The organism is Winogradskyella luteola (genome assembly GCF_019203985.1).
GTDB classification, from domain to species: domain Bacteria; phylum Bacteroidota; class Bacteroidia; order Flavobacteriales; family Flavobacteriaceae; genus Winogradskyella; species Winogradskyella luteola.
The window spans coordinates 163,238-177,574 of record NZ_JAGSPD010000006.1; the positions used below are offsets into that span (position 1 = coordinate 163,238).

Below are 14,337 nucleotides of genomic sequence, written 5' to 3' on the forward strand. Positions count from 1 at the left end.
CTAAATTGAAAGTCAGGATTAAGTTCTTACCTTTAAGTTCGACAGACAACTTAACTAGCAATCAAAAGTTACCCGACTTCTCGGGCATAAATTATGGAGCATATCGTTATTATTGGCAATGGTATTTCTGGTGTTACTTTAGCCAGACATGTTAGAAAATTGTCAGACAAAAAAATCACCATTGTTTCTGCCGAAACGGATTATTTCTTCTCTCGTACCGCCCTCATGTATATATATATGGGACATATGAAATTTGAGCACACACAACCTTACGAGGATTGGTTTTGGAAAAAAAACAGAATTAATCTTAAAAAAGGTTATGTAGAAACGGTAGAAACGAAATCGAAGACACTTCATTTTGCGGATGGCGATACATTAAAATATGATAAACTTGTCATTGCCACAGGAAGTAAACCGAATAAATTTGGTTGGCCAGGACAAGATTTAGATGGTGTTATGGGGATGTACCATAAACAAGACTTAGAAAATCTTGAAAAACATGCACCTAATAAAGAAGTTTGTAAACGTGCCGTGATTGTTGGCGGAGGATTAATAGGTATTGAATTGGCTGAGATGCTAAATAGTAGAAGTATTCCTGTAACGTTTCTAGTCCGCGAATCTAGTTTTTGGAATGGTGTTTTACCCGAAGGAGAAAGTGCCATGATAAATAGGCATATTAGAAATCACCACATTGATTTACGGCTTTCAACCAATTTAAAGGAAATTAAATCTGACGATAACGGAAAAGTAAAATCGGTAATTATTGAAGAGACTGGTGAGGAAATTCCGTGCAATGTCGTTGGGCTTACTGCTGGCGTATCGCCAAATATAGATTTTATAAAAGATTCTGATATAGAAACTGGTCGCGGTGTAAAAGTGAACCGCTATCTAGAAACCAATATACAAGACGTTTACGCTATTGGTGATTGTGCTGAGCAACACGAAGCTATCGGTAACAGAAGACCAATAGAAGCAGTTTGGTACACAGGTCGCATGATGGGCGAAACCTTAGCGCAAACGCTATGTGGAAATCGTATTGAATACAAACCAGGGCATTGGTTTAATTCAGCTAAATTTTTAGATATAGAATACCAAACTTATGGTTGGGTGTTTGGTTCTAAAGGCAGACCAGAATACGAACAACATTTTCATTGGAAACATACAGATGACACTAAATGTATTACTATAGCATTTCATAAAGACACAAAAGAATTCTTGGGCATCAACACCTTTGGCATACGTATGCGACATGAGTTTTTCGACAAAGTTTTAACAGAAAAATGGAACGTTGATAAAGTGATTGAACACTTATCTGCGGCGAACTTTGATCCCGAATTTTATAAACTTCACGAAAAATCAGTCGTTGAGCATTACAATAAAACTACAGCAAGTAACATAAGCCTTAGTAAAAAATCTTGGAAAAAAATCTTCGCCTAAATAACATACAACTATGAAAACAATTAAATACATAGGCTTAGCTATTTTTCTTATAGGTTTAGTCATTTTCACCGCATCTATCTTTACTGGTTCTTTCAATTTAACCAAACAAGAAGTTGCTGAATATATAGAAACACAAGGTTATAAAGGAGATATTATTAAGACTGAACTTGAAAAAGCTTTAGTAACAGAAGAAGAACTCAACATTTTTGAATTTTCCACTCGTGTGAGAAATGCCTATGAGGCATCAAACAATCACTATGATGAGTTAATCAAAAAATATGATGCTGAAAAGAATTGGGATAAAAAAGGAGAACAATACCAGTATAAAATTCATGGCAAACCCCACACCATTAGTTACAACTTGGCAAAAAAGGCGGGTTCTGGGTTTGTGAAGGAAAATGCTGTGCTTATGTGGTGGCTCACTTTTGGGCTAGGTATTGTTGGAGCATTGTTATACATTTTACCTAATCTTATTTTGCTTGGAGCTCCAGGAATAAAAAATGATGGTATCTATCACAAGTCGGCTACGAATCGTGGCTGGATCGCCTGGTTAGTCTTGGTATATCTCGTTGCGTTTTATTTACTGCTTTATTTTATGCCAGATTATGTGGTAAATTGGACATTTATTCTCGATCCCATCAGTAATTCGCTCAATGGTGGTGATGCTAGCCAATGGTTTGTTTACGGGTTTTTATATTGTGTAATCATGGTGGTTATGGCTGTACGCATGTATATAAAATACCGCCATAATAAGTATCAAATTATACGAACCACTTCAGTGCTGTTTTTTCAGATTGTATTTGCATTTCTGATTCCAGAAATCATGACTAGCCTAAACATGCCAGGTTATGATTTTAAAAATGCTTTTCCCTTAGATTATGATTTTTTCTTTGAATGGAATATTAAAAACCTTACTGAAAGCGGGGCAATAGGACTGTTTATATTGGTTTGGGGCACTGTTTTAACGCTTATAATTGTGCCTTTAATGGTTTACTTTTTCGGAAAGCGTTGGTATTGTAGCTGGGTCTGTGGTTGTGGTGGACTTGCCGAAACCTTAGGTGATCCTTATCGCCAACATTCTGACAAAAGCCTAAAAGCATGGAAGTTAGAGCGTTGGGTAATACATTCGGTTCTGTTGATTTCTATTATAATGACCGTTGTAACGTTATACTGCTATTTTACAGGTGCTCAGTCATTTTTAGGAATAAATTCGCAATGGATAAAAGACACTTACAGCTTTTTAATCGGCGCTTGGTTTGCTGGTGTTATTGGCACAGGATTCTACCCAATTTTTGGTAATCGTGTGTGGTGTAGATTTGGTTGTCCCTTAGCTGCTTACCTAGGCTTGGTACAACGTTTTAAATCACGTTTTAGAATCACAACCAACGGCGGACAATGTATCTCATGCGGTAATTGTTCTACATATTGCGAAATGGGTATTGACGTAAGAGCTTATGCACAGAAAGGCGAAAACATTATACGTTCTAGCTGTGTCGGTTGCGGTATCTGTTCGGCAGTTTGCCCAAGAGGTGTGTTAAAATTAGAAAATGATAGTATGAAAGGACGCATTAATCCGACTGAGATCTTATTGGGTAACGATGTAGATCTCATGGAACTTGTAAATCAGAAATAATGCGATTAACTATTATCTTCTTTTTAATATCTTCATTAGCTTTTGGACAGAAGCTTTATCAAAAAAAAACATTTGAGGATGGCAAAATGAATTCAGAGGGCTGGATTGAAAATAATCAAAAGACAGATTATTGGAAATTCTACCATGAAAATGGGCAGCTTTCAAAAGAAGGCCATTATAGGTATAATAAAAAAGAGGGCTTTTGGAAATTTTACAATGCCAAAGGGCAACTTGTAAAAGAAGGCCACTTTAAAAACGGATTAAAAACAGAGTTTTGGAAAAGATTTAAAAATAATACTTGCATTGAAGAAGGCCATTATAAAAAAGACAAACGCATAGAGCATTGGAAGTTTTATTACAACAACGGAGAATTAAAAGAAGAAGGGTTCTTTTCTAATGGCTTAAAAACTGATTTTTGGAGATCTTTTCACAGCAATGGAAAAGTTTCAAAAGAAGGGCATTTTAAAAACGGAAAAGAGCACGGCTATTGGAAATTTCACCATACAAATGGGCAATTACAAAAAGAAGGTGAATACAATTTAGGGAATACCATAAATTATTGGCAATTTTACAGCGCCAATGGCAAAAAAACATCCGAAGGACATTTCGTAGATGGCAAGAAGCAAAACTGGTGGTTATTTTATGATGAGAATGAAAAAATCAATCATAAGTGCCAACTCAGTTATAATCAAAAAAATGGTTATTGCTTAATGTATAAAAATGAAAAATTGACTTCTGCGGTTAAATATTCCAATGGCGAGAGAATTAAAGAATGGACGGATTTAAAATCATTCAAAAAAGAAAATAAACTATCTGATTTAAAAAGTCAATGACCAAAATCGTAGTCATCATTCCTGCCTTTAATGAGGAAGAATCCATTTCTAAAGTTATAAAAGATATTCCTAAAACTGTTGAGGAGGTTATTGTAGTGAGCAACAATTCAACCGATAATACTGAATCCAATGCCAAAAAAGCTGGTGCAACAGTTTTGGTTGAAGAAAGAAAAGGTTATGGTTATGCCTGTTTAAAAGGCATGGAATACGTGGCAAGCTTTGACTATACTGTACGACCAGACATTATCGTATTTCTAGATGGGGATTATAGTGATTACCCAAATGAGCTGACGAAACTTGTTCAACCTATAATTGAAGATGATATAGATTTTGTAGTGGGAGCGCGAACTAAAGCCCTACGTGAAGATGGTTCTATGACAGGGCCTCAGATATTTGGAAACTGGCTTGCAACCACCTTAATGAAATTGTTTTTCAGGTCATCATTCACAGATTTAGGGCCATTTAGGGCTATAAAATATGATAAACTTTTAGCTCTAAACATGGAAGACAAAACCTATGGTTGGACTGTAGAAATGCAGTTAAAAGCACTAAAACAAAAGCTGAGTTACAGGGAAATCCCCGTTAATTACAGAAATAGAATTGGTGTCTCAAAAGTTTCAGGAACCATAAAAGGTGCTATCTTTGCAGGCGTTAAAATCTTATCGTGGATTTTTAAATACAGTTTTAAGTGATTTATTTACACTATTTTATAATTGTAATATATACCATAGCAATCATTCTGATTTTTATGTATGCTTTGGCGCAATTAAATCTGCTTTCCAACTATTTATCTTCAAAAAAGAAAAGGGAAATCTGTGATACTTTCGATTTGTCCAATTCAAATGAAATTCCTTATGTAACCATTCAGCTTCCTGTATATAATGAAATGTATGTTATGGAGCGATTGCTTGATAATATTTCCTTAATCGATTACCCAAGAGAAAAACTTGAAATTCAGGTATTGGATGATTCAACGGACGAAACCATAGACACCACGAAAGCGCATATCGATAAACTGGCCGCAACTGGCTTAGACATAAAACACATTACGAGAACAGATCGCAAGGGTTTTAAAGCCGGTGCACTAAAAGATGGTTTGGCTATTGCAAAAGGTGAATTTATTGCCATCTTTGATGCCGATTTCTTACCTCAACCCAATTGGCTTAAACGTACCATTCCATTTTTTAAAAATAAAAAAGTTGGCGTTGTACAAACACGTTGGGGACATATTAATAGAAATTACTCCATACTCACTAAGATCCAAGCTTTTGCATTGGACGCACATTTTACTCTCGAGCAAGTAGGAAGAAACTGCAAAGGACACTTCATTAATTTTAACGGTACAGCTGGTGTTTGGCGTAAAACATGTATTCTAGATGCTGGTAATTGGGAAGGAGATACGCTAACAGAAGATTTAGATTTAAGCTATAGGGCACAACTTAAAAATTGGGAATTTAAATACTTGGAAGATGTTGAGACTCCCGCAGAATTACCTATCGTTATCAGTGCTGCACGCTCACAACAATTTCGTTGGAACAAAGGTGGAGCTGAGAATTTTAGAAAGATGCTTTGGCGCGTTATAAAATCTAAAAATATTTCTGCAAAAACTAAAATACACGGACTATTACATTTGTTAAATAGCACCATGTTCTTAAGCATTTTTACAGTGGCCATTTTAAGCATCCCTATGCTGTACATAAAAAATGAATATGCTCATTTACGAGATTATTTTTACGTAATGAGCTTCTTTGTAATGAGCACCATTATTTTCTTTGTTTGCTACTGGTTTATGTACAAAAACATTTACGGTAGTGGATTTAAGAGGTTTTTTGGTTATATAGGTATGTTCTTTACTTTCTTTTCTATTGCCATGGGTTTTTCACTACATAACTCAATAGCAGTAATAGAAGGTCACATAGGAAAAAAGAGCGAATTTGTGCGCACGCCAAAATTTAATATTAGAAAGTTTAAGGACAACTGGAAAAACAACAAGTATCTTAGAAAAAAACCATCACCTAACGTTATTATTGAAGGCATTTTGATGCTTTACTTTGGTTTTGGGCTATACAGTGCTTTTATAGTTGGAGATCAAGGAGGTGATTTTGGATTGTTCCCTTTTCATTTAATGTTATTTATAGGATTTGGTTATGTATTCTTTAAATCCTTGAGCAGCAAAGTTTAGTTTCGATCTTTAAACGGAATAACAGCACCTTTTTCCAAATAGTCTTTTAAACCTTTCAATAACATTGCCCAGCAAAATGACGAATGTTTAAAGTGGTCATTACGTTTAGGCCAATCCTTATGAAAAAAATCAAGACAAGTACCATCTTCTTTTTCCTTTAGTTTAAATCCAAAAGTTGTTGGGTTCCAATCATCATCAGATTTTACCATTTTGTAATGGATATAATCGTCTTGTTTACAACTTTCAACTTTAGCATACCAATCATAGTCATCAGTAAAATTAAAATTATACTCTTGCCCTACTTGTGGAGTTCCAGAACATTTTAACGGCCACCAATTTACCAAGTGTTTTGGTTCTGAAACCGCTTTGTAAACACTTTCCTTATCACTTCTTATCGTAAAATTGAAGTAAATTGAATGGCTCATTTTTAAATATTATATGAATTAAAGTTATGAATCTTTTTTATATCCGACTATTCTTCAGTTCTAAATAATTCTATCTTTGAGTTTATGCTTGGATTAGCCAACAGTTTTAAATACAAAAGACCTACCCTAGTTTATATCTTAATCAGTTGTATTCTATACCTATGGTTCGCCTATGGATTAGAAAGAACTGAAGCCCTAAAACTTTTATTTCTTTATACAGCATTATTTGTTTTAGCTTTTCAGATTATAAAAACCTCTGGTTTCTATTTCAGAATGATAGTAATAGCGGCCATACTTTTTAGATTATTATTTCTATTTTCGATTCCTAATTTATCACAAGATTTTTATCGCTTTATTTGGGATGGGCGTATGATTTTTGAAGGGTTTAATCCCTATCTACATACACCAGATTCATTTATTCACAATGGGAAAATTCCTGTAGTACAAGCTCAAGAATTATACAATGGCATGGGTGGACTTAGCGCCATGCACTTTACAAATTATCCGCCTTTAAACCAACTGTGCTTTTTTATAGCTAGTTTATTTGCGGGGAAGAGTATTTTAGGTTCGGCAATGGTATTGCGCATCATAATCATATTAGCAGATATTGGCACTTTATATTTTGGAAAGAAACTTCTAGAGCGTTTAAAACTGCCTTCAAATAGGATCTTTTGGTATGTCTTGAATCCATTTATTATTATTGAATTGACGGGCAATCTTCATTTTGAAGGTGTTATGGTTTTCTTTTTGGTGTGGTGCTTATATTTATTGCATTCTGGCAAATGGAAATGGGCTGCTGTTGTTTTAGCGTGTTCTATTTCGGTAAAATTGATTCCACTGATGTTTTTGCCTTTGTTTTTCTGGTGGTTCACTTCGACTTCGTTTGGTGAGCAAAACAATGAGTTAAAAAGATGGATTCCAGACTTCACAGAAATGAAAAAATTAATGTCATTTTATACAATTGTGAGCATAACTATAATGCTGCTTTTTCTTCCGTTTTTTTCAATGGAATTTATAAATAACTATTCTAAAACTGTTGGACTCTGGTTTGGTAATTTTGAATTTAATGCCAGTATTTATTATATAGCTAGGGCAATTGGTTACAGCATCACGGGCTATAATGAAATTGCCATTATTGCTAAAATTTTGCCTATGGTTTCGGTGCTAATCATTTTAGGTTTTTCCTTTTTTAAACGCAATGATTCAATTCCCAAACTAACCACTTCTATACTATTGGCATTTACACTATATTTATTTTTAAGCACAACGGTTCATCCTTGGTATATTGCAACCTTATTGGCACTTTGTGTGTTTACCAATTACCGATTTCCTTTGGTCTGGAGTTTCATTGTAATATTAAGTTACCTTTCTTATATATCCATCGGAACTTCAGATAAATCAGAAAATCTGTGGATTATTGGCTTAGAATACCTCATTGTATTTTCTGCTTTTATTTGGGAAGTTATGCTAAAAAAGCGAATTAAAATCTAGGCTTCAAAATCTTCAGGAGGTTGTACGGCATCTGGATCATCATCCTCAAAATCTTCGTAATCATCTTCATCATAATTCGCCATAGTAACTGCTAACCTAGAGCTTACTTTAACCAAGTATTTAGTATCTTCGGTAGTAACCTCAACCGCTTCTATAAATTCATCCTTGGCATTTTTAAAGGTAATAATATGAATATCATCATATCCATCTGGATAACGCTCTACTAATAACGCTAAAATTTCTGGTGTCAGTTTTTTAAAATCAACTATGACACGTTTTAGGTGCTGGTCTTTTTTGTTCATCTTGTTAGGTAGATTTACATGTTTATAAGGTACGCAAAAATTAATGACGCTACAATATTACTAAGTATTGCTTAACTAATTGCATTAAATTAATATTATGAAATTACATAATGGACATTTAAAAGGCATTGGCCAATATCACCCGACATGATTAAATATCTAAGTGTAAATTACTAAAATAAATGTGTTGTGTACTAGAAATTTTTAAAAATAAAACCCAAAGCTACCCGTAATACCAAATCTTCTGGCATCAGGGTTATCGAGATAGTTACCCCTAAAATTAAAGTCTATACGTAGTATTTTAAAGATATTGGCAACACCTATACTATATTCGTAGTAAACTCTAGAATCTGGCGCTATTAAAGGGAATTCTACTGGGTTGCCCGTAGTACTCAAGGCTATGTTTTCATCAGATAGTTCACCCCAAACACCTCTTATACTTGCAATAGCCCTAAGATTGTACTTCTTTAAAAATGGGATACGCGAAAATAAGCGACCATTAAAATTATGCTCTATATGCATTGAGGTGTACGTATCAGTTACAAACTCATAAAAATCGAGTTGAGAAAACGTATTGTAGATGGAGAAGTACGTTTGATTACCAGGCACCACACTTAGCAATGCCAATGGTACTTCACCAAAAGTTTTTCCTACCTCAACAGAGGTCGTTAATCTTCCAAAACCACCAACTTGCCATGGCTGTATATATGAAAATTGTACTTTGGTGTAATTAAAATCACTATCAAACCAATTACGGTCACCTCGGCTTACTTGTGCAAACAGCCTAGCAAAATCATCATTCTTGTTTTTTCGTTCTACCCCAAAACCAGTCATCTCCCGTTTGGGAAAGTAGGCTAAAGACAATCGACTTTCAAACTGATCGACTTCAGAAGAAATTCCCGTAGGGGATTCTGGGTCATTGAAATCTAAACTAAAAGTTGGTGAGGCCGATCTGAGTTGCCTAAAGCTTCCGTCCAATCGGATTTCAAAATTCCGCAATGGTTCAATGGACATCCCGAAATTTGTTAGGCTTATATTGGTAAGTCTATCATTAGCACCCGTTCCCACAACTGCTGATGAGGCTAAACTTCTGCCTAAAACATCCGTTGAACTAGTTAGACTTGCCCCTATTTGTTCTACATCGCGGCGCTGCCCTCCAAAAATTGTAAATCGACTCCGTTTATCTAACAACCACTTCCCTGAGATTCCGTATTTAAATTTATCATCCCTAAAGCCGTAGGCTAAAAACCCTTCAAGCCTCCATAAATCATTGGGGCCAAAATAGGTTCTTCCACCAGTTCGTAATCGTAAACCTTCTACTTCATTAAAGCCAAAAGTTGAAAAGATAGGTCCATAATCAAAATTAATACTAGGAAACTCTACATAGCCCGATGCCAAAATGCTTCCTAAGTTATAAAGACGCTTAAATTTCTTTACGGTTTTTAGGGTATCTAGCATTTTGTAAATCCCTTTTTCGTCTTTATTAAGTGCTTCGAGCCTGTTCTTTTTCCAAAAATCATCTTCCCTATTGTAAACATCTGCATCGTAATTATATACGACCTTATCATAGAACTTTTTATCCTTTGGTTGATCGAATTTATAATTATCGTAAAGTGTGGTTCGCTTACCATAAACGCCCCTGGATTTTTCCTTTTTATTCAACGCAAAATCAGACAGAAAATAATCACGCTTTATTAAAAAAACTGAATCATTTAAAACTTCAAACTCTTGTTCTATGTAGATTTCCTTAACCCAATTTATATTTGCGCTTTTAGACGCCTGCATATTAATGTCCTTAATGGCGTAAGTGGTATCTGCCACCCAAAAATCTCCTTTAAAGGTCAGTTCATTTTTTCGCCTTGGATAGTATATAATATTGTAACACCATTTGTTATCAATGTAAGCACTATCGGATAATACATAATTATAAGTTTGAATTCCTGTACGACTTAAAGGACTCACAAAACTCTTGTCGAAAAACTTTAAATAATTATCATAGATATCATAATCTGAATATAAATCATCAATAAAATCGATAATTACTTGATTGTTACTAAAACCCGAATTTTTATTTCCGACCAAATCCTCACGCTTTTCATTAATGACATTGTCTCCATATAACTTTTTTACAGACTCATTTAAGAATATTGGCAAGTATGTTTTCCCTGTTACAGAAGACGTATCCACTTTCTCAAAAACAAACTCCATACCTTTAAAGAGCTTACTTTTTATTAAAGCACTATCAATGGTGTTAAGATCAAATTCTACCTTTTCGTACTGATCGTATCGGTATTGCTTAAACTGTTTTAATCCATTTTGCCGTTTGCGTTCCCATATTTTCTTAAGAATACGAATTGCCGGGTTCTCAGAAGCTTTTTTAGATTGCTTACCAGTAACAATAACGACTTCTCCCAGCGTAGAAGCCTCTTCCTTTAGCGTAAACTTTAAATTATAATTTACTTTTTTAGTTAGCGAAATCTCTAAAACTTCATATCCTAAAAAAGAGACCATCAATGTACTCCAAGTTTCATCAGACTCTAAATAAAACTTACCATCTTCATTGGTAATCGTACCCTCTGTAGATCCTTTAAACAGTACGTTAGCAAAGGGAATGGGTTCATTATTTTCGTCATACACGTAACCACTAACTTTCGTTTGAGAGTAGCCAGCTAAACATCCAAAAAATAATATAAGCGTAAGTAGTTTCTTATTCATATTAAAAAAACTTCATCAACTATCGTGCAAAACTTACACTTTACTTGATGAAGTTTGTATAACGCAAAAAATTGCGATTTATTTGTACATAACTTTTTTTACAGCTTTAATTACATCATTGCTGTTTGGCAGCCATTCTTCTAATAAAACTGGCGAATATGGGGCTGGTGTATCTGCTGTATTAATTTTTACAACCGGAGCATCTAAATAATCAAAAGCTTCAGATTGCACTAAGTAGGTAATTTCCGTTGCTACATTTCCAAATGGCCATGCTTCTTCTAAAACTACTAATCGATTTGTTTTCTTAACAGATTCTAATATAGCGTTTCTATCCATGGGGCGCACGGTTCGTAAATCTATAATCTCACAAGAAATGCCTTCTTTTTCTAGCTCATCTGCTGCTTTGTAGGCTTCTTTTATAATTTTTCCAAACGATACAATTGTAACGTCAGTGCCTTTGCGCTTTATATCTGCAACACCAATTGGTAAAACATACTCACCTTCGGGCACTTCACCTTTATCACCATACATCTGCTCACTTTCCATAAAAATTACTGGATCATCGTCTCTAATTGCCGATTTCAATAAGCCTTTTGCGTCGTAAGGGTTTGAAGGCACAATTACTTTAAGTCCTGGAGTATTGGCAAACCAACTTTCAAAAGCTTGTGAATGTGTTGCTGCTAATTGACCTGCAGAAGCTGTTGGTCCTCTAAATACAATTGGACACTTAAATTGTCCTCCAGACATTTGTCTAATCTTAGCTGCGTTGTTTATAATTTGGTCAATCCCAACCAACGAGAAGTTAAAAGTCATATATTCTACAATAGGGCGATTACCTGTCATAGTAGAACCAATAGCAATACCAGCAAAACCAAGCTCGGCGATTGGTGTATCGATAACACGCTTTTCACCAAACTCATCTAACATTCCCTTTGATGCCTTATATGCTCCATTATATTCTGCTACTTCTTCACCCATAAGATAAATGCTTTCATCTTTACGCATTTCTTCGCTCATGGCCTCACAGATAGCTTCTCTAAATTGAATTGTCCTCATTATCTTGTTTTTAAACGAATAGCAAAAATAAGAATTCTTAAAAAGAAATCTATATTTATTTTGTGTCGAAATTATAGAAAAAATTACTAACTTTCATTGTTGCCAAACAATCTAATACAATGATTTATAAAAAGTGCATCTCATGCCTCTTTTTTTTGTTATGCTTTTGTTTAACAAATGGACAAGAAGCCATACTTTGTTCTTTACAAAACTTTAAGCTGAAAATAGAAAACACTATAGATGTACCCATTGTGACCTCAAATAATGATGGTACAGTTAATTTGAATTTTCCACAACAATACATAACTGATATATTTGCAGATTATGAGATTTATGATTTCAATCAATCCTTTCCGACTGGTTCTGAAGAACTACAAAAATATTATGACATCATCATGAATTCAAAAGACATCATTGAACCTATTATTACACAAGTTCCCCAAACCACAATGACTATCTTTGTTGAAGATTTCTCTCAGACCGAGATACCTCTTACGATACCAATTAGTGCTGACCTTATCGCATTACTAAACAATAACACTTTTATCGTTACCAAATACAGAACTACTTCTGACGCTGACGATTGTTGGGACTGTCCATTGTATGATGTTCCCGAAAATTTTAATTTTAAAGTTAGTTTTAATTATAATACCGTAAATGATATATTGTATATGGAGAGTGATGAAGCAACATCGTGTGGAAATTCATTCTCAATTGGATTAAAAGGAGGAAACCCTAGTGGATATGTCGATCCAGAGAACATGTTACAACTTTGGGAATCCTATCCGTATACGGCAACAGAAAGCAATTTTTCTGAACCTTGCCACAATATAGAAGCTACTGTATTTGATTTATTAGATATTGCTTGCTCGCCTTATGATCCTGCCTACGGTAACATTTTATTTACAGTTGATTCTGCTTCAGAAAAAGTACAATTCTCTAGATCTCATGCTTTCTTTGGTGAACATATTGTTGAATTTTCTAAAGCAGATCTTTCCATTGACGAAGAAAATCTAAATAAGATGAAGCCTTATCAAATACCCTATAATCCTTATCTGCTAATTTCCAATTCAGATAATCAAATCCTTTCAGTTGAGATTATAAACACCTCAGGTCAATCGGTTTTTGTTACCAATAAATTTGAAAACAATAGTGTAAATATTTCAATTTTTGAAGCTGGACTTTACTTCATAAAAATATCTAATGGCAACGATAAATATAAAGTCTTTAAGCTTATCCTAAATTAGGATACTCATTCAAAATTTTAAAAATTTATTATGCGTGCATAGTAAATATTCGGAATAAAATAATTATCTTCGCTACCGCAATCTTTTTTAAAGAAAAAAGCTTTGAAATTTCTGAAAAATTCAGATAAAAATCTACTGTTAACGAAAACGTTATAGTCGTTTTTTACAAAAAATTATTTAATAAAATTAAAATAAAACTATGAAGATTTTAGTGTGTATTAGTCATGTACCTGATACAACATCAAAGATTAACTTTACTGATGGTGACACCAAATTCGATACCAATGGTGTGCAATTTGTAATCAATCCTAATGACGAATTTGGGTTAACACGTGCCATGTGGTTTAAGGAAAAGCAAGGAGCAAGTGTAGATGTTGTAAATGTTGGTGGAGCAGAAACAGAGCCTACGCTCAGAAAAGCCTTAGCCATTGGTGCCGACTCAGCTATTAGAGTTAATACCGAAGCCACAGATGGTTTTGCTGTAGCTAAACAGTTGGCCAACGTGGTAAAAGATGGTGGTTATGATTTGGTCATTGCAGGTAGAGAATCTATTGACTACAATGGTGGTATGGTACCGGGTATGTTAGCTGCCATGACAGGTGCTAACTTTGTAACTAACTGTATTGGTCTAGAAGTAGATGGCACAAATGCAAAAGCTGTTAGAGAAATTGATGGTGGAAAAGAAACTGTAAGTACAACTTTACCATTGGTTATTGGCGGGCAAAAAGGATTGGTCGAAGAAAGCGATCTTCGCATCCCTAACATGAGAGGTATTATGATGGCAAGAAAGAAGCCATTGAATGTCGTTGAACCTTTAGATGTAAATGCTGAGACCAAAGCTGTCAGTTTTGAAAAACCAGCTCCCAAAGGTGCTGTAAAATTAGTTGATGCCGATAATATAGATGAATTGGTAAACTTACTTCATAATGAAGCTAAAGTCATTTAGATTGTTATTCCTGCAAAGGCAGGAATCCACAAACTTAAATTAATAACATATTTAGATTCCTGCCTTT

The 14,337-nt window shown here is 34.5% G+C and carries 12 protein-coding genes; 8 read left to right on the top strand and 4 right to left on the bottom strand.

Annotation, left to right across the window (positions count from 1 at the left end; all coding sequences use genetic code 11):
* The first annotated feature begins 93 nt into the window (after positions 1-93).
* From KCG49_RS09190 to KCG49_RS09210, 5 genes are read left to right on the top strand one after another with little or no spacing between them, the layout of a single operon-like run.
* Entirely contained in the window at positions 94-1,437 is a 1,344-nt protein-coding gene (locus KCG49_RS09190) for an NAD(P)/FAD-dependent oxidoreductase (RefSeq protein ID WP_218546033.1), read from the top strand.
* A 13-nt stretch (positions 1,438-1,450) separates the two neighbouring features.
* Positions 1,451-3,073: a 4Fe-4S binding protein gene (locus KCG49_RS09195; protein WP_218546035.1), complete on the top strand. Its 1,623-nt coding sequence runs from the start codon at positions 1,451-1,453 to the stop codon at positions 3,071-3,073.
* Positions 3,073-3,906 (top strand): toxin-antitoxin system YwqK family antitoxin, encoded by an 834-nt coding sequence (locus tag KCG49_RS09200; protein ID WP_218546036.1) that lies wholly within the window; start codon positions 3,073-3,075, stop codon positions 3,904-3,906. Before KCG49_RS09195 ends, KCG49_RS09200 begins: the two co-directional genes overlap by 1 nt.
* Positions 3,903-4,598 (top strand): glycosyltransferase family 2 protein, encoded by a 696-nt coding sequence (locus KCG49_RS09205; RefSeq protein WP_218546037.1) that lies wholly within the window; start codon positions 3,903-3,905, stop codon positions 4,596-4,598. Before KCG49_RS09200 ends, KCG49_RS09205 begins: the two co-directional genes overlap by 4 nt.
* Before the next feature lie 56 nt (positions 4,599-4,654).
* Positions 4,655-6,088, top strand: coding sequence for a cellulose synthase family protein (locus KCG49_RS09210; protein ID WP_218546165.1), 1,434 nt, complete (start codon positions 4,655-4,657; stop codon positions 6,086-6,088).
* On the opposite strand, the gene KCG49_RS09215 is transcribed toward KCG49_RS09210, so the two are convergent.
* Positions 6,085-6,513, bottom strand: a complete 429-nt coding sequence (locus tag KCG49_RS09215; protein ID WP_218546038.1) for an SRPBCC family protein — start codon at positions 6,511-6,513, stop codon at positions 6,085-6,087. The two genes, KCG49_RS09210 and KCG49_RS09215, sit on opposite strands and share 4 nt — an antisense overlap.
* 84 nt (positions 6,514-6,597) lie before the next feature.
* On the opposite strand from KCG49_RS09215, the gene KCG49_RS09220 reads away from it, so the two are divergent.
* Entirely contained in the window at positions 6,598-8,004 is a 1,407-nt protein-coding gene (locus tag KCG49_RS09220) for an MptA/MptB family glycosyltransferase (RefSeq protein ID WP_218546039.1), read from the top strand.
* On the opposite strand, the gene KCG49_RS09225 is transcribed toward KCG49_RS09220, so the two are convergent.
* The 3 genes from KCG49_RS09225 to KCG49_RS09235 all read right to left on the bottom strand — a co-directional run bounded on the left by KCG49_RS09225 (position 8,001) and on the right by KCG49_RS09235 (position 12,077).
* Complete coding sequence (locus KCG49_RS09225) at positions 8,001-8,306, bottom strand: hypothetical protein (protein WP_218546041.1); 306 nt, start codon at positions 8,304-8,306, stop codon at positions 8,001-8,003. The genes KCG49_RS09220 and KCG49_RS09225 overlap by 4 nt on opposite strands.
* Before the next feature lie 204 nt (positions 8,307-8,510).
* The gene (locus tag KCG49_RS09230) at positions 8,511-11,021 is read right to left on the bottom strand and encodes a DUF5686 and carboxypeptidase-like regulatory domain-containing protein (protein WP_218546043.1); all 2,511 of its coding nucleotides are present in this window, start codon (positions 11,019-11,021) and stop codon (positions 8,511-8,513) included.
* A gap of 78 nt (positions 11,022-11,099) precedes the next feature.
* Positions 11,100-12,077, bottom strand: a complete 978-nt coding sequence (locus tag KCG49_RS09235) for a pyruvate dehydrogenase complex E1 component subunit beta (protein ID WP_218546044.1) — start codon at positions 12,075-12,077, stop codon at positions 11,100-11,102.
* 119 nt (positions 12,078-12,196) lie between these two features.
* Here KCG49_RS09235 and KCG49_RS09240 point away from each other — a divergent pair, with 119 nt between their 5' ends.
* Together KCG49_RS09240 and KCG49_RS09245 are read left to right on the top strand one after the other, a co-directional pair.
* On the top strand, positions 12,197-13,324 hold the full coding sequence (locus KCG49_RS09240) for a T9SS type A sorting domain-containing protein (protein WP_218546046.1): 1,128 nt from the start codon (positions 12,197-12,199) through the stop codon (positions 13,322-13,324).
* Positions 13,325-13,523: 199 nt separating this feature from the next.
* On the top strand, positions 13,524-14,270 hold the full coding sequence (locus KCG49_RS09245) for an electron transfer flavoprotein subunit beta/FixA family protein (protein ID WP_218546048.1): 747 nt from the start codon (positions 13,524-13,526) through the stop codon (positions 14,268-14,270).
* The last annotated feature ends 67 nt before the right edge of the window (positions 14,271-14,337 follow it).

Excerpts from the sequence above, each read along its gene's own strand:
- KCG49_RS09190 (WP_218546033.1), top strand. The coding sequence starts at position 94 with ATGGAGCATATCGTTATTATTGGCAATGGTATTTCTGGTGTTACTTTA.
- KCG49_RS09195 (WP_218546035.1), top strand. The coding sequence starts at position 1,451 with ATGAAAACAATTAAATACATAGGCTTAGCTATTTTTCTTATAGGTTTA.
- KCG49_RS09200 (WP_218546036.1), top strand. The coding sequence starts at position 3,073 with ATGCGATTAACTATTATCTTCTTTTTAATATCTTCATTAGCTTTTGGA.
- KCG49_RS09205 (WP_218546037.1), top strand. The coding sequence starts at position 3,903 with ATGACCAAAATCGTAGTCATCATTCCTGCCTTTAATGAGGAAGAATCC.
- KCG49_RS09210 (WP_218546165.1), top strand. The coding sequence starts at position 4,655 with ATGTATGCTTTGGCGCAATTAAATCTGCTTTCCAACTATTTATCTTCA.
- KCG49_RS09215 (WP_218546038.1), bottom strand. The coding sequence starts at position 6,513 with ATGAGCCATTCAATTTACTTCAATTTTACGATAAGAAGTGATAAGGAA.
- KCG49_RS09220 (WP_218546039.1), top strand. The coding sequence starts at position 6,598 with ATGCTTGGATTAGCCAACAGTTTTAAATACAAAAGACCTACCCTAGTT.
- KCG49_RS09225 (WP_218546041.1), bottom strand. The coding sequence starts at position 8,306 with ATGAACAAAAAAGACCAGCACCTAAAACGTGTCATAGTTGATTTTAAA.
- KCG49_RS09230 (WP_218546043.1), bottom strand. The coding sequence starts at position 11,021 with ATGAATAAGAAACTACTTACGCTTATATTATTTTTTGGATGTTTAGCT.
- KCG49_RS09235 (WP_218546044.1), bottom strand. The coding sequence starts at position 12,077 with ATGAGGACAATTCAATTTAGAGAAGCTATCTGTGAGGCCATGAGCGAA.
- KCG49_RS09240 (WP_218546046.1), top strand. The coding sequence starts at position 12,197 with ATGATTTATAAAAAGTGCATCTCATGCCTCTTTTTTTTGTTATGCTTT.
- KCG49_RS09245 (WP_218546048.1), top strand. The coding sequence starts at position 13,524 with ATGAAGATTTTAGTGTGTATTAGTCATGTACCTGATACAACATCAAAG.